The 15,302-nt window shown below is 68.3% G+C and carries 14 protein-coding genes; all 14 read right to left on the bottom strand.

The window, feature by feature from the left end; all coding sequences use genetic code 11:
• Window positions 1–5: 5 nt before the first annotated feature.
• The 14 genes from RKE25_RS20105 to RKE25_RS20040 are packed head-to-tail and all read right to left on the bottom strand — an operon-like array spanning window position 6 to window position 15,281.
• A complete protein-coding gene (locus tag RKE25_RS20105) occupies window positions 6–329 on the bottom strand; it encodes a hypothetical protein (protein ID WP_311839857.1) in 324 nt (107 codons plus the stop codon).
• A gap of 11 nt (window positions 330–340) precedes the next feature.
• Complete coding sequence (locus RKE25_RS20100; protein WP_311839856.1) at window positions 341–856, bottom strand: phage baseplate assembly protein V; 516 nt, start codon at window positions 854–856, stop codon at window positions 341–343.
• Window positions 853–1,980 carry a hypothetical protein gene (locus tag RKE25_RS20095; protein ID WP_311839855.1) on the bottom strand — a complete coding sequence of 376 codons (1,128 nt, stop codon included), beginning with the start codon at window positions 1,978–1,980 and terminating at the stop codon, window positions 853–855. Before RKE25_RS20095 ends, RKE25_RS20100 begins: the two co-directional genes overlap by 4 nt.
• A gap of 1 nt (window position 1,981) precedes the next feature.
• Entirely contained in the window at window positions 1,982–2,338 is a 357-nt protein-coding gene (locus RKE25_RS20090) for a LysM domain-containing protein (protein ID WP_311839854.1), read from the bottom strand.
• Entirely contained in the window at window positions 2,335–2,991 is a 657-nt protein-coding gene (locus tag RKE25_RS20085) for a hypothetical protein (RefSeq protein WP_311839853.1), read from the bottom strand. Before RKE25_RS20085 ends, RKE25_RS20090 begins: the two co-directional genes overlap by 4 nt.
• Complete coding sequence (locus RKE25_RS20080) at window positions 2,988–5,699, bottom strand: DUF4157 domain-containing protein (protein ID WP_311839852.1); 2,712 nt, start codon at window positions 5,697–5,699, stop codon at window positions 2,988–2,990. The genes RKE25_RS20085 and RKE25_RS20080 overlap by 4 nt, the downstream gene beginning before the upstream one ends.
• 52 nt (window positions 5,700–5,751) lie before the next feature.
• A complete protein-coding gene (locus RKE25_RS20075) occupies window positions 5,752–8,046 on the bottom strand; it encodes a DUF4157 domain-containing protein (RefSeq protein WP_311839851.1) in 2,295 nt (764 codons plus the stop codon).
• The gene (locus tag RKE25_RS20070; protein ID WP_311839850.1) at window positions 8,043–8,348 is read right to left on the bottom strand and encodes a hypothetical protein; all 306 of its coding nucleotides are present in this window, start codon (window positions 8,346–8,348) and stop codon (window positions 8,043–8,045) included. Before RKE25_RS20070 ends, RKE25_RS20075 begins: the two co-directional genes overlap by 4 nt.
• Window positions 8,345–10,414: an ATP-binding protein gene (locus RKE25_RS20065; RefSeq protein WP_311839849.1), complete on the bottom strand. Its 2,070-nt coding sequence runs from the start codon at window positions 10,412–10,414 to the stop codon at window positions 8,345–8,347. Before RKE25_RS20065 ends, RKE25_RS20070 begins: the two co-directional genes overlap by 4 nt.
• The gene (locus RKE25_RS20060; RefSeq protein ID WP_311839848.1) at window positions 10,411–11,652 is read right to left on the bottom strand and encodes a Pvc16 family protein; all 1,242 of its coding nucleotides are present in this window, start codon (window positions 11,650–11,652) and stop codon (window positions 10,411–10,413) included. The genes RKE25_RS20065 and RKE25_RS20060 overlap by 4 nt, the downstream gene beginning before the upstream one ends.
• The gene (locus tag RKE25_RS20055; protein WP_311839847.1) at window positions 11,649–12,392 is read right to left on the bottom strand and encodes a hypothetical protein; all 744 of its coding nucleotides are present in this window, start codon (window positions 12,390–12,392) and stop codon (window positions 11,649–11,651) included. Before RKE25_RS20055 ends, RKE25_RS20060 begins: the two co-directional genes overlap by 4 nt.
• Window positions 12,389–13,126, bottom strand: coding sequence for a hypothetical protein (locus RKE25_RS20050; RefSeq protein WP_311839846.1), 738 nt, complete (start codon window positions 13,124–13,126; stop codon window positions 12,389–12,391). Before RKE25_RS20050 ends, RKE25_RS20055 begins: the two co-directional genes overlap by 4 nt.
• Before the next feature lie 5 nt (window positions 13,127–13,131).
• Window positions 13,132–13,659 (bottom strand): phage tail protein, encoded by a 528-nt coding sequence (locus tag RKE25_RS20045; RefSeq protein WP_311839845.1) that lies wholly within the window; start codon window positions 13,657–13,659, stop codon window positions 13,132–13,134.
• An 11-nt stretch (window positions 13,660–13,670) separates the two neighbouring features.
• On the bottom strand, window positions 13,671–15,281 hold the full coding sequence (locus RKE25_RS20040) for a phage tail sheath C-terminal domain-containing protein (RefSeq protein WP_311839844.1): 1,611 nt from the start codon (window positions 15,279–15,281) through the stop codon (window positions 13,671–13,673).
• Between the last annotated feature and the right edge of the window lie 21 nt (window positions 15,282–15,302).

Genomic DNA, 15,302 nt, shown 5'->3' with positions numbered 1-15,302 from the left:
GTTCCTCAGGTGGCGACGGCGCGCGTCTGGCACGCCACCGGCAGCAACGGCGTGGCGGTGGGCGCGCACATCGACTGGCTGTCGAGCAACAGCATCGGCTGGCCATTGGAGGTCACGCGCGTGGCGCAGGTAACGAACTGCGCGGTGACGCAGGGCCCATTGCCGGAAGGCGGCGGAGGCATCGCGCAACCGGCGACCACCCACGGCGCGCTCATCGTCACGGTGGGCTGCCCGCTCACCATCACGCGCGGGTTCGGCGCGGTGGGCTGGGCCTGGCCGCCGTGGGAACACATCACGGTGGCGCCGACATGGAGCAGGGGACCGGGCATCGTCCTTCCTCCTACGCCACGACCAGCGCGCCGTTGTTGATGGTGACGGTAGGTCCGGCAAGCATCACCGTGGCGCCCTGACCGTTGGTGATGGTGATGCCGGCGGCGTTGACCAGGATCATCGCGGTGCCGCTGCGCAGCATGATGCCGCCGGCCGGTCCAGGCAGATCGCTGATCGCAAGTACGTTCTGTCCAAGCGTCTGCAGCAGAATGCTGGGACTGGCCGGATTGCCCGCCAATGCCTGCGCAGGCACTTCGGCAGCCGAGCCCCACCAGCCGCCCATCCATACCGGGCGATCGGGATCGCCTTGCTCGAACATGAGCCATACGCCGGCCCCGATGGGCGGTACGGTGTAGAAACCCGCTTGCGTGCCTGTCATCGGCATGCACGGCATGGCCCAGCTCGAGGGTGTCTCGCCGCCGACGTCGGTGACGATGGCCTGGATACGGCCCTGTTGCAGCGGGTCCAGGTTGTTGACGACCGTGCCGCGGCTCAGGCCGTAGTAGCGTGGGATATCGCCGCTCATGACGTCACCGTATCGACCGAGGAAAGCAAGCCTCCGCGCTTGAGCGTGAAGCTCTGCGTGTATTCGCCGCGCTTGATGTTGTGCGTGACGCTCTTGACGCTGTAGAGGCCATCGAAATAAGCGCCGGCGCCACGCACGGCTACCTTCTGGCGCGCCTTGAGAACGTGGCCGTAACGCAGCACGTCGAGCTGGCCGCTCGCGCTGACGGCATCCGCCGATTTGGTTAGCGCCCCAAGCACCAGCATTGCCGCTTCCGGAAAGCTTTTGTTCGCCAGGTCCGGCAGCCGTTCGCTCTTGAGCGGCGTGGGCGACTTCTTCGACAGTGATGCCTTGAGGAAATCGATGTCCGGCAGCGGAATAGGAATCGGCACCTTGCTGTTCGGTTCGAGAATGGTCGCCAGATATTGCTTCGCCACGGTGCCGTCGTAGGAGAAGTTGAGCGACTCGACGTTGGTAGATACGTCCAGATCCACGCTCATCGCCGGCTGCGTGGGAAAGAATCCGCCCAGCTCGGGCCCCCAGTAGGCAATGCTCTGCCCGGGCTGCGGGCCGGGGTCGATGTAGAACACGTGTCCGCAGCGGCGCGCCAGCGAGGTGACGTACTGATAGTCGGTGCCTTGCTGCTTCTGGAACCGCTCAAGCGGGTTTTGGATCAGGCCGATCACGTCCGGTATCACCGCCGGGATCACGCCGAACGCGAGGTATTTGGCGAGCACCAGGTCGATGATCGCGAACAACGGCATCGCGGGATATGGAATGCCGGTCAGGTCGATGAAGTCCATCAGCGCCGAGATGTCCAGACCCGTCACCGTCAGGGTGGACTGCCCCGGCGTATTGCCGGGTGTGACATCCTGCTTCGTGATGACACCGTCCATCAGCACGGTGGAACTGCCATTCACCACGGCGGTGATGATGACGCGGCGGCGCGGATCGAAATAACCGGTAGGTAGTAAGGCCTGTGCGATGGGCGAGCGCTTGCCCAGCGTGAACTTGAGTTGGAATCCGCTCTGCGAGCCGACCGTCGTCGACACCTGCGCCTCGGTGAGTGCATCGATCACCGGCTGGGGCACCGGGTCGGCGCCCATCGAACCCATGCGCAGCGACAGATAGAATCCCTGGTTCATCTCAGGCTACCGGGCCGGTCACGCCGGCGGGCAGGGTGATGCGGAGCCGCCGCCCGGGCGTCTCGGTCAGTTCGGCTGGGCGCATGGCGTTGTTGGCATCGCAAATCCGCCAGTACTGGAGCGGATCGCCCAGAGCGGCGGCGGCGATGTTGTCGATGCGTTCGTCCTGCGCCACCGTATGGCTGTCAATCGACTGCAGCCGCGTCGGGTCGGGCAGGAAGCGGCGCTTGAGATAGATGACCACGGTGCCGTCGGGCCGTGTCCAAGTGGCGGTTTCCGTACCGCTGTAGCGGCTGTTGGCCGGGAACGCCGGAGCCGCGGGTTGAGCCTGCAGTACGGCCTGCATGGGGTCGATCATGGCAATTCTCCCAGCCCGAGCAAACTCAGCGAAGCAGACCGGCTTTGTGCGGCGAGGCGCTCCTTGTTGCGCTGGAAGGCCATGTACAGCCCGCCACCGCGATGGTCGAAGCCGAGGTCGGTAACCGAGAGCACGCGCATGCCCAGGCTGACCTTGGCGCGGATGGGGTTCAGCATGGCGTCGAAGGCTTCCTCGGCGACGCTGAGCTCCGTGATACGCACCGGAACTACGCGCTGGCTGCTCCATACGAACAGCGCCAGCGGAGCTTCCTCTGGCACGATCTCCAGCGCGCCTTGCTGGGCCAGCGTGTTGTTCGCCTCCAGTCGCGAGGTGGACGGATAGACGATGGTCTCCAGCGCGGCGAGCTGTGGCGCGAGGCCGGATTGCGTTGCGGCTGGATGCTGGTCCGGCCGCTCCATGTCATCGGTCAAGTCCAGCTCCACTTCGAGCTTGATCGTCTCGACGGGCGGGCCTTTCAGCCGCAACGCCTCGGAGTGGTCCGCGCCATCGCCCGCACCTTGCACCTGCAGCGTGCGGTTGACCGAGTCGGGGTTGTATTGCATGCCGATGACGCGCAGCACCTTGCCCGAGGCGGCATCCAGCAGCACGAGACCGCCCTTGAGCAAGCGAGGGGAGCCGGGAAAGGCGCTCATGGCCGGGGTCCTTCGGCAGGCTGTTCGGGTGGGCTCGGGGGCTCATAGCCGGCCTCGCCAGGGGTGAGCGCCGCGGCGGAGATGGGCAACCGGCCGTGCGTGCAGTAGTCGTTCTGCGGACCGCCGGCCATGACATCGTCGGCAAGCAGGAACGAGTTCATTTCCGGCGCGAACGCCCAGGTGATCAGCGAGCAGCGGCCGTGGCGCGCGTTGAAGGCGCGGTGCAGCGCCGGCACTTCGCCCCGGAAGTAGGCGGCCGCAACGGTCGCTTCACCGACTTCCTCGATCATCGGTGTCACGCGGGCGACCTGTTCGTCGTAACCGCTCACGTAAGGCATATTGATGTCGTCTTGCAGTTTGCGCGTGAAGTACTCGGTCACGCCTTCGTTGACGTAGTTGTGCAGGAACGCGAAATCCGGATGCGAATGCGCGTGCAGGGCCTCGTGCAGAAGCACGCCGGCGTAGCGGTTGTTGCGCACGTAATAGATGACCGGCTGCGCTGGCGTGGCATGTTCCATCTGCTGTCCATGACAGGTCGGTTCGGCTGCGGCGGTAGGCAGCGGTGCAGGCATGCGGCCGGTGATGGGCAGGACTGGCGGGCCGGTGTCGGTCCAGCCGATGAGGCCGGTGCAATCGGAGCCAGGGCTGCGGCATTGCTTGCGTTCGCACAATTCGCTTTCGCTGGTGGCGTGCACGCGCGCTGCCTGCAGGGGTTCGGGCACGCCGCCGGGCAGGTAGCGTCCGAACCGGCGGCGGATCAGCATTTCTGCTTCCGGCACGGTCTCCGGCGAAGTGCGCCGGCTGAAGAAGCCGATCAACCCGCCTGCGATGGCGCCGACGCCCGCGCCGATCAGGCCGCCGACGAGCGCGCCCATGCCATACGGCTGGTCGCGCATGGTCGCGGCCACGCCCACGCCGACGAGCGCGCCGACCAGTCCGAGCGAACCGGCACCGATGCCGGCGCCGGCGGCGGTCTGCTCGCCGCGAGTGAGCGCGAGCCGCGGTTGGCGCGAGCCGTGCCGTACCTGGGCGTCTCGGCCGGCGGCGATTGCTGCGCCGGCTTCAGCGGCCTCGCGTTCCAACGCCGGTACCGGCGCGTCGGCTGACGGTGCCTGGTTCTGCGCGACGTGCGCCAGCTCGTGCCCGAGCAGCGCGCGCCCTTCCTGCGTATTTCCGGCCTGCGCGTCGGACGCGAGGAAGATGTCCGCGCCGCTGGTAACCGCGTGCGCGTTCATGCTTCCGGTCAGTTCCTGCGCCGGCCGGTCGCGGTGGAGGCGCACATCGCTGAAGTCGCGGCCGAAGCGAGTCTCCATCCACCGGCGCGTCCCGTCTTCCATCGGCTCGCCGCGGCGCATCGGCACCGAAGCACTTGCCGCGCGGTCGGCCCAGCGATCTGCCTCGCGCTCCTGCGCGTCTCCTTGCATGCCGTCGTGGCGCTTGGGTTGCAGCTTCTTGCGCTTCTGGTCGCGTGGACCTCTGTTGCGGTCGTCGCCGACGGCGCCGGCCACCGCGCCGATCGCGCCGCCGAGCAACATGCCCGCTGCAGCGCCACCGGCGAGCGCGCCCAGGATGCCGCCCATCTGCGCGTTCCCGCTCAGCCCACCCGCGCCTGCGCCAATGGCGATCGCACCGGCCAGTCCGGCAACCCCACCCGGCAACAGCCCCCAAAGCGCACCTTTCTTGGCGCCGCGCCACCAGCCGGAGGTGGAGGCATATTCGATCTGCTCCGTCACCACCGCGTTCAGGGCATCGAACTCCAGGCCACTGTCGACATGCACTTTCTGCGTGCTGCCGACATAGATGTAGAGATGCGGGATCTTGTTGTCGACGTAGTCTTTGATCGCCGGTGCGTTGGCTTCATTGTCGGTATCCACCGAATACATGCGCACTGGCACCGAGGGTGGCTGCTTGCGCAGGTTCTGGCAGATCTCCAGCAGGCCTGCTTTGTTCTGCTTGCAGCCGGCACACCATTCCGTGCCGAACTCGATGATGGTCACCGCGCCGGCCTGCAGCAGTGAAGGAATGTCCTCGCCCGCCACTTCCTCGATGCACGGGCCCGCCGTGGCCGGGCCGGCGCCAGTCGCGCCCGCCGCGCCGGCTTCCTCGCGGGCCTGGCCTTCCTTGCGCTGCAAGCCGCCGCCCGTCGCGGGACCGGCAGCTGCCGGCGCGCCGCCGAGCGCGGCGTCGGCGGCCTGGTCGGCCTGACTTTCGCCGGCTGCCGAATCGGACATGGCGATGCGCCCGCCCGGCTCTCGCCCCGCGCCGTCCTGCTGCACCACGTGCGCCAGTTCGTGCGCGAGCAGGCGCCGTCCTTCCTCGCCGGATGGCGCGTAGGTACCGTTGTTGAAGACGATGTCGCTACCGACGGTGTAAGCCTCGGCGTTCACTGCCTGCGCCGAGCGTTCCGCCTGTGCCCCGGTGTGCACGCGCACGCGCGAGAAGTCGTGGCCGAAGCGCTGTTCCATGAAGCCACGGGACGCTTCGTCCAGCGGCTGCCCAGGGCCGCGCAGCACGTCGTACACCACCGAGGGCACTTCCTCCGGCCCTTGCGCGGAGGCGCGCCGTTGCAGGGCGTGTTTGCGCGAGCATTCCTCGCATTCGCCACCATCCGCATGCGTGCCGCAGGCGCATTTGCGCTGCAAGGTCATTCGGGAGGCGGCACCGCGCGCCGTGCGGTACGACGAGGCGCGATGAAAGCGGAAGCTCATGGGAAGACCTCCTGCTCGGCGTAGATCGCGTGCATGCGTATGGCTGTCGCGTTCATGCGTAGGCCGTCCCTGGCGGCGCGACCGGCACGTTGTCGTCGGGCCCGCGCGGCGACAATGTGCCGATGGTGATCGCGCCGGGTTCCACTTCGTTCTCACCGGTCTTGCGGCGCCATGCGCCGTTGACCTTTTCCAGCCAGGTGATCGAATGCCACTGGAACTGGTTGGAGGCCGGCGCCCATGCGCCGTTGGGCGCTCGCGCGTTCACCGATTCGACGAAGCTGGCCTTGTAGACGAATTCGTCCGCGGCGTGCGCCCCCGGCCCAGGGTTGCTGAGGTCCTGAAGCCCGGGCCCGTCCACCGCATAGATGTGGTTGTTCACTGGCACCAGGGATTCATCGCTGGACGTGCGGTCGTCGTCTGTGCCACGCGGGTCGTACTGCAGTAGTTCCCACTGCTCTCCCGCGCGCCGCCAGATCGCCCGCTCCTTGGTGCGCTTGAAGTCGTACTCCACGCCGCGGCGATGCTCGTCGATGTCGCCGCGAAGCTCCATGATGTTCTGGCCGGTGGACGGATCGGGCCCCAGGCCCGGCAGGTCGGCACAGATGGGGCAATGGTTCTCCTCGCTGAGCGCACCCTGGTTACGGAAGTTGCCCACGGTAATGTGCGGCAGCGTGAAGCCGGCTTCGCCGGGACGCGGGCCCATCAGGTCATTGGCGAAGTAGGCATACGAGTCCGGATTGCGCAGTGCGTCGGACAGGTTCATGCCGCAGCCGGGCTGGTATTGGATGTCGTCCAGCAGGCCGGCCATGTGCACCGATTCGTGCACGACGGTGATGGCCTGGTTCGTCGGGTTCTGGCGGAAGAAATCCGCGCACAGAAAGACCTCTCTCACGGTGGTGGCGCGCGAGGTACCGGCGTTCTGGCCGAAGGTGACGGCCAGCTCCGTGGTGCAGGGAATGGTGAGCGTCTCGCCGTTCGAATCGCGCACACGCATGCCTTCCAGCTCGGCTTGGCCGCCTTCGGCGCCACAGTGGTAGATGCGCTGCGGTAGCGCGGTCCGCACGCGTTCGAAGACGCCGCGCACTTGCGCGAGCTGCGCCGCGGTGGCGCCACGGAAGCGGCACTCCACCGCCTGCCGCACCGCTGGCGAATCCGCCTCCGAAGACAGCAGGCGGATAGCATGATCGACCATCTCCACGGCGGTGCGCCGCGCGTAGTCGAGCATCAGCGACTGTCGCGCGGTACAGGTTTGCCCAGTGCCCTGGCGCTGCGGAGCGGCGTCGGGGCCGCGCCGCGGCATGCGTTCCTCGAGCAGTCGCTCGAACCGCGCGTGATTGTCGCCGCCGACCTTGTCGTCGATGTCCTGCACCGACAGGCCAAGGGCCGGATCGAGTAGTGCGGTGAGAGCCGCGGTACTGGAGTTTTCAAGGATATCGAGGATCGCCCGCTCGTCGTCATCGCCACAGACGCCGGACATCATTTCGCGGATCAGCAGACGCTTGAGCTCGACGCCGGTCAGCGAACCTCCGGCGGTGCGATGGCCGGCATCGAGGTCGAACGCCGCATCGCCCGCGCGCCAGCGGCGTACCAGGTCGCGTGCTTTGTTGTCGCTGTCGCGATGGTCCTCGATATGGCGTGTGCGTGCGAGCAGATCCAGGTATTGGTTGAGTTCCGTCGGGCTGAACACGCTACGGTCGAAGGCACCGGCCAACCAGGCGATGCCTAGGCCGAGGAGGCCCGCACCTGCGACGGCGCCAGCGGTGATGCCGGCGATCTCGCCCGTGCCCAAGCGATGAATGCGCGCGGTGCGGACCTGGGTCATGCGGGCGCGTTCTCCGCGCAGGACACGGCCGGCGGCGTGTTCGGCCTCGCGTTCCGCCGGGTCGCTGGCTTCGGCAAAGCTCGGCGATCCGCTTAATGTGGAAGCGTTCCCCTCCCGTTGGGCGACGTGTGCCAGCTCATGCGCCAGCACGTGGGCGCCGCGTGCGGTGTGCGGGGCGTAATGTCCGGCGCCGAAGACGATGTGCTCGCCCGCGGTATAAGCCGCCGCGCCCACGTTCTGCGCTGCGCGCGCCGCGTTCGAACCCGTGTGGATGCGCACGCGGCTGAAGTCCCGCCCGAAGGCAGGCTCCATCGCGGCGCGTGTGGCCGCGCCTAGCGGCTGGCCGGGATCGGCGGGAAGTATCGCGGTATCCGCACACGTGCCCACCGTGCGCTGGCGCGCGCATTCGCCGCATTCGGCGCCGCCTGGCGTGTGCGTGCCGCACGCGCACTTGCGCTGCAGCAGCGGCGGCGCCGGGGCGGTCGCGGCAACAGCGGCAGGCGGGGCGACGACGCGTTCGCTCATGACGGCAGGGCTCCCTTCTGGTGACGTGCGGTGTTCGCAGCGGACGTTCCGATGCCGAGGCTTGCCCCCACGGTGGCGGCGAGCCTCGTGGCAAGACCTTCGCCAGGGTGCCGGGCCGGTGTCAGCTTGGCCGGCGCGACCGCGTCCAGGTGCCCGAGCTTGGCCAGCCTTTCTGGCGTGCCGGAACGGGCCAGTTCGCGCCGCAGCGCGTCTTCCACCGCGGTGCGAAGCGCCGCTGGCCGCATATGACCGAGCAAGGCTTCGTCCACGACCAGCCGGTCGATGTGCACGCGTAGGTTCATGGTGCGGCTCCGGCACTTTCCAGCCAGCGGAAGTCAGCTTCGTTGATCGGCTTCTCCAGCTTGCGAAATTCGCCGCGCGCGGCTTCCAGCAGCAAGGGCATGGTGACCGGCGTGCCGGCGCGGGCCGCCATGAACGCGGCGTTTAGTGCGATGCCCTGGATGCTGCCGCCGGTGAGCGCCAACCGGGCGAGCCGCTCCAGGTCCAGCGCGCCGACGGCCACTTGCGGCGGAAACGCCGACGCCCAGATCGCCTTGCGTTCGGGTGCGCCGGGGAAGGGAAAGTTGACGATGAAACGGATGCGGCGCAGGAAGGCGCTGTCCAGCGCGCTCTTCATGTTGGTGGCCAGGATGGCCAGACCGCGGAACGTTTCCAGGCGCTGCAGCAGGTAGTTCACTTCGATGTTGGCGTAGCGGTCGTGGCTGTCCTTCACTTCGCTGCGCCGCCCGAATAGTGCGTCGGCTTCGTCGAAGAACAGGATCGCGCCGCCGTTGTCCGCTGCATCGAACAGCCTGCGCAGGTTCTTCTCGGTCTCGCCGATGTACTTGCTCACCACCGCCGACAGATCGATGCGGTACAGCGACAGGTCCAACGCGTTGGCGATGACTTCCGCCGCCATGGTCTTGCCGGTGCCGCTCTCGCCGGCAAAGAGCGCGCTGACCGACAGTCCGCGGTTCATTCGCTCGCGGAAGCCCCAGTCGTCATAGACCACGCCGCGCCGCGCGACCTGGTCGGCGATCTGGCGCAGCAGGCCGGCTTCGTGTTCGGGCAGCTTGAGGTCTTCCCAGGTGGCCTTCGGTTCGATGCGCTGGGCGAGCTGGTCCAGTGCCGGCCGCGTGCGTGCGAGCGCGTCCTGCCAAAGGGCGGGGCCGAGGGTGTCCGGGCTGTGGGCCGCCGCTAGTGCGGTCTGCGCGACACGCTCGATCTTGCCCAGGTCGAAGTCGAAATGGGCGGCCAAGTGGCGTGGATGGTCGCCGGCCGACGCGCCCAGCGCGTGCTGCCAGTGCGCGCGCTGTTCGATCGAGGTGGGCTTGGCCACGTCCACGCTGAGCGCCGTACCGCCAAGTGCGGGCCAAGGCTCGCGCGTGTCGAGGAACACCGGGCCGCTCACGCGCGCCAGTATCCGCTTGAGTGCGGCGGCGGCGGCTTCGCCGGGTTCGGCCTCGCCAGCATCCAGGTACAGCGCCACCGGCATGAGCTGGCTTTCGCGCAGCCACAGGCGGATCAGCGTTTCCTGATCGGCGATGGCGTGGGGAAGCATCTCGGCCGGCAAGCGGTACGGATGCATGCCCAGTCCCCCGGCGACGGCACAGGCGATGGCCTGCTTGCCCGCCGCGTCGTGGCCCAGCAGCTGCACCGGCGGTAGCGGATGGCTGGGTGCGGCATGGCGCAAGTGTTCGAGGATCCGGTCGGCGGCCATACGCTGCGAGGGCGGCAGCGGTGCGGGCGCGAGCGGCGAGAGCAGTGGCGCCAGGCGCCCGTCCAGCTGGTTCAGTCCTTTGACGAAGTTGACCACGCGTTCGTCCGCGCTCAGCGCAGCGTTCACTAGTGGTTGCGGTCCCGGTTGGTGAATGTCCAGCAGGTGCCAGAAGCGCAGCGGCCGGTGCGGCGACAGCGCGTCCCAGCTCGGTTCGTCCAGTACCGCGAAGGCGAGGGCGAAGGTCGGCCAGGGCTTGCCCGGATCGCCATGCGCTCGCGCGCACAGCGCCGCGAAGCCGGGGTCCAGTTCCATGCCTACGCAGAGCATCAGGAGCTGGCGCTCGAACGCTGACAGCCCGAGCCGGTCGGCCAGCAGCACCAGCGCCGGCACCGGTACGTCGGCGTCGCTGGTCAAAGGTGCAGCGGGTTCGTCGGACGATGCCGCGGCCTTGTCCGCCGCTGCCGGTTTCGCAAACAGGCGCGACAGCCACGCGCCGCGCGCCTGTGATGGGGGGGCGATGGCAGGCGGCGCATCCCCGTGCCGCGCGGACGCTTCGTCGCCGGCATGCAACAGACGGTTGCGCAGATCGCTCATCGCCTGCGCAAGGAACTGGTCGTTCGCCTGGAGCCACTGCGTGTAATCGGTCATGACACCACTACCTGCTGATTGGGTGCGAAAGCCGGCACGCTGCCGCTGAAGTCGACTGGCACGCTGTCGGCGCCATCGACGCGCAGGCGTACTGGATACGTGCCAGGCGCCACCGCAGCCAGCTGGAAGGTCAGCGTCGTGGGCTGATGTGGATCAGCGGGGTTGCTGATGCTCTGCGGCGTCGCGGTGCGATCGCCGAACAGCAACACGACACGCTGTCCGTCGCGGACCCGCGGTGCGCAGGTGAGCTGCAGGAGCAGGTCGCCGGCGGCGGCTGCGTTCGGCGCGACCGTCACCGTCGGCGCGATCGCCAGCGGCAGTTCGTTGCTGAGCAGCGCCGGCAAGCCGGGCGGCTGCTGCAGCAACGCCACCGTGTAGAGCCCAGGTGCCCAGCGTGAGAAGGCATCGGCGTCCTCGGGCGGCGCAGCCAGATGCAGAACCAGGCTGTCGCCACCGCCGGGTTGCGGGGTGATGTCCACCGGCGCATCGAGGCGTGGGCTGCTCAGCCGGAACACCGCGTGTTCCGCGGTGAGGCGCCGGCCCTGCAGCGTCGCATCCTCGCCCAGCCGCAGCGCCGGCTGGGCGTTTGGGTAAGTGATCGCATCGAGCATCGCTGCCGCGCCGGTGGTGGCCACGACGCCCTGTCCCTGCGGGCCTCGGCGCAGCACGGGCGGTGGCGCTCGTACCGGGCGGCGGCTATCAATCAGCACCACCGTAGCCTCGTAGGCTGCGGACATGCGGTAATTGGTCTGGAAGGCGGTCCACAACTTGGAAAGTTCTTCCACGCTCTGCGTCAGCGGGGTGATGCGCACGCGTTCGAACTGGTCGGCGAGGTCGTTGCCGGTGAGCGCGCTGCGGATATCGTCCACACCCAGCACCGGGTGGTCGTGCAGGGTGCTCATTGCCGCAGCGAGCACGCGATGGCTGACTGCATCCAGGTCAGTTTCGCCGCGCCCATAGGCCGTGATCAGGTAGTGCAGGTTCAGGGCCAGCGCGGGCGGCGCGGTCTCCCCGGCGCGCGTCTGCTGCGGCATGTCCAGATTGCGCCAGGCAGCATTGGCGACCACCTGGTAGAGGTACAGATTGATCTGCGCCTTCGTGATGCCTTTGCGTGCCACGTCGGGCGGCTGAAGCGTCACTTCCAGGTCGCTCAGGTCGGTGTCCAATTGCGGCACGGCCAGCTGCAGCAGATTGCGCAGCGTGCGCGTGGCCGCGGCGATGGCGAGCACGTTGCTCATGGCGTTCGTCCACCCGGCAGTTGGCGCAGGTAATCGTCGAGGCTGGCTGGGCGCGCACCTTCCCTGCGGCGCGACGCCGAGGGTGCGGCGACCGGCGCCGCGCGAACTTCGAGCCGGCCGATGCTTACCTGCACCACCGGTTCCGCACGCGCATGCGAGCCATTCGCCCCGTCTTGCAACTGCTGGCTGCGGCCGGGCGGTGCGGTGCGTTCGTCACCCTTCGCGGGCGACGCGAACACAGGCTCGCGCGGCGGCACGAGCAACGGCGCCTCCGCAGGGGACGCGGATGACGGTGGGGTCGGCATCGCGGGCCGTTCCGAGACTGCCTTCACTGGGACGTGCCGTGCCTCCTGCGCACGATCGCCAACGTGTTCGATTCGCCGCAGCACCGTCTCCACGAGGCGCTTGGTCGGATCAGGTACCGGCGCGGGCGGAGCGCCGCGTTCGGCGGCAGCTGCCCGCTTTTCCGAAGGCATTTCCCGCGGACGCAGCGACGGCATGGCGGTGCGAAGTGGAGACGCCGATGCAGGCGCCGGCAATCCGCGTGGCGTCGCCGTTGCGGGCGGCGCTTCCGTCGCATGCGGCGGAGCTGCCATAGGCCTGGGCTTCGCTTCGGCGTCATCCACCGTCAAGGCCGCGGGCGTGTCGCGCGGCGGCTCGAACCATGACGGCAACCGCGGCGAGAGCGTGGGCGAGCCGCCAACCGAGCGTGCCGCGACGCGGTCCAGGAAGTCACTCATGACGTGCACAACTCCAGATAGGCCTGGCGCCGCCGCGGGGTCATGGCGAGGATGTCCGCCTCTGCCCAGTGGTAATGGCGTGCCAGCAGGTCAACGTCGCGCAGCATGCGCAGCACCCACGCATGCAGCTCCTGCCAGAGGAAGGCGGCGATGTCGAAGGTCGGCGACCATGCGTGCGCGCAGGCTGGGCAGGCCATCAGTAGCTGCACATCGGCCTGAGGGTCCGCGGCGGCCATCGCCGCGGCGACGCCGGCTTGCACATCGGCAGGTAGCGTGAGCGGATCGCGATCCTCACCATCGATGCGCGCCGACAGGACGCAGCGCCGCAGCAGCGCTGAGCGCGCCTCGGCCAGGTCGGCGCAGCGTTCCAGCGCGAGCAGGTCTTCGCTGCCTGGCAGTCGGAAGCGGACGTGGACGTCTTGCGCCGTGGCGCGGTAGTCCAGTGCGTCCGGCACCTCCGCCGTGGCTTCGGCGACCAGTAGTTCGGCGCTGCCGAAGCTCGATTCCACCGCGGCCCCACAGGCGGGACAGGCGCTCACGCTATCGATGCGCGATCCGAACAGGCGCTCGCGCAACCGCAACAGCAGCACATCGCGCCGGCCGAGCGGAAGCATCGCCGGATCGCCCGGCGGTGCGTCGGTAAGGCCAAGCAAAAGCCACCCGCGCGCGGCGGCGGAGAGTCCGCCGCCTTGCTCCCAGGCTGCGATCAGCTGCGCGGCGGAGAGCGCGGCCATGGCCTTCAACCCGCCTGTGCGTTGAAGCTCGGCTCCGCCGGCTCCACCACCGACACGTCGCGCTCCCAACCCTCGTTCTCCAGCTTCAGGTGCTGGATAGCGACGGCGTTGGCGTTGGCGTCGAGGTCGGGCAGGGCCTGGTATTCGGAGACCCAGCAGCGGTACAGGCGGTATGCCAGGGCGAGCTGGCCGGCCTCGTTGTACACCTCGAGGATCAGGTCCTTGCGGAAGTCCTTGAGCGAGCTTTCCGCGCCGAGCCCGGCGCCGAAGTTCCACACCTTGTTCGCCCACTTCTCGAACTCGGGGTCATGGGTGACGCCGCGCTCGATGGTGATGGCCTCGAACTCGGTGCGGCCGGGCGACTTGCGCGTGCTGCTGGGGTCGCCGCCTTCGCGGTGCTTGACCACCTCGGTGGTGCGCTTGAGGCCGGAGACCTTGCTGACGCCGGCCACGTAGCGGCCGTCCCACTTCACGCGGAATTTGAAGTTCTTGTACGGATCGAAGCGCTGCGCGTTGACGCTGAACTGGGCCATGGCGTTCTCCTTCAGGACTGGATCTGGCCGGCCATCTGCTGGAGCTTGATGACCACGAATTCGGCGGGCTTGAGCGGCGCGAAGCCGACCACGATGTTGACGATGCCCAGGTTGATGTCGTTCTGGGTGGTGGTTTCCTTGTCGCACTTGACGAAGTACGCGTCCTGCGGCGTCTTGCCCTGGAAGGCACCCTGGCGGAACAGGTTCTGCATGAAGGCGCCCACGTTGAGCCGCACCTGCGCCCACAGCGGTTCGTCGTTCGGTTCGAACACCACCCATTGCGTGCCGCGGAACAGGCTTTCCTCGATGAAGAGCGCGAGGCGGCGCACCGGCACGTACTTGTAGTCGTCGGCCAGCAGGTCGGCGCCGCGCAGCGTGCGCGCACCCCAGGCCACCGGGCCGGTCAGCGGGAAACCGCGCAGGCAGTTCACGCCGATCGGGTTGAGCATGCCGTTCTCGGCATCGGTGAGCTTGACGGCCAGGCCTTTCACGCCGGCGAGCGAGGCGTCCAGTCCGGCCGGTGCTTTCCACACGCCGCGCTGCGCGTCGGTGCGCGCCATCACGCCGGCCATCACGCCGCAGGGCGCGAAGGTGTCGAGCTGGCCCTGGCGCGCCGGATCGGATTCGATCACGCGCGGGAAGTACAGCGCCGCGTTGCGCGCGGCATCGCCGCTCAGGCCGAGTGCGGCGAGGGCAGCGTTGTTGCTCTGGGTGATGCCGGCGGCGCTGGTCCACGCGGCGGGCGGGTCGACCACCAGCAGCGCGCGCCGCTCGACGCAGAACGCGAGTGCGTTCTGGTAGACGCCGGTGCTGGTGTCGCCGTCGCGCACATCCGGCGGGATGCACAGCAGGTTGAACAGATCCACCTTCTTCAGCGCGTAGATGCCGGTCTTGGCGTCGGCCGAGCCGAGGTAGGCGGCATCGTCCAGCGCGGCGCTGTCCACGGCCACGTCGCCCGACGCCACGCCGGTGGATGACTTGTCCTGCTCCCACACGGTCTTGCCGGCGTCCGGGTTGTCGTGCGGCGCGGGCGGCGTGGTGGCCGGCAGGCTGAGCGACGAAGCCATGCGCACCAGCGTCGAACTTGCGGCGAGCACGCGGTCGGCGCGGCGCGGGCTTTCCTTCACGGTGAGGTTGAGGAAGGTCTCCTGCACACCGCTGGCCATGTCGCGCACGGTCAGGTTGAACAGGTCCGAAGTGGCCAGGCCGTAGCGCGCGGCGACGTCGGCAGAGACGTTGTTGTCCACGCGCGCGCGCAGCTTGTTGCTCCAGGCGCCGGCGGAGGCCGCTTCCAGCGGAAGGTTGGCGATGGCGATCTTCGCTTTATCGCCCTTGCCGGCGGTGCTCTTGTACAGGCGCACGATCACCGCCTGCGCGCCGCCGTTGAGGTAGAAGTCGCGTACCGCGTAACCCATCGGATACGCCGGATCGAGCGGACCGAACACGCGTTCGTAGTCGCCATAGCTGTTGATGACGACCGGACCGTCGGGATCGGCGTCCGCGGGACCGCGCGCGGCGCGGCCGACGAAGGCGGTGATCGAGGTGGCCACGCCCGTGATGGTGCGGACGCCGCTGGGAATTTCCTCGACATAGACGCCCGGATAGGTGAGCGCGGATGGCATGGTTTCTCCTCCTTCGTGGAT

The organism is Dyella sp. BiH032 (assembly GCF_031954525.1).
Lineage (GTDB): Bacteria > Pseudomonadota > Gammaproteobacteria > Xanthomonadales > Rhodanobacteraceae > Dyella_D.
This window is presented reverse-complemented; position numbering and strand designations above follow the sequence as displayed.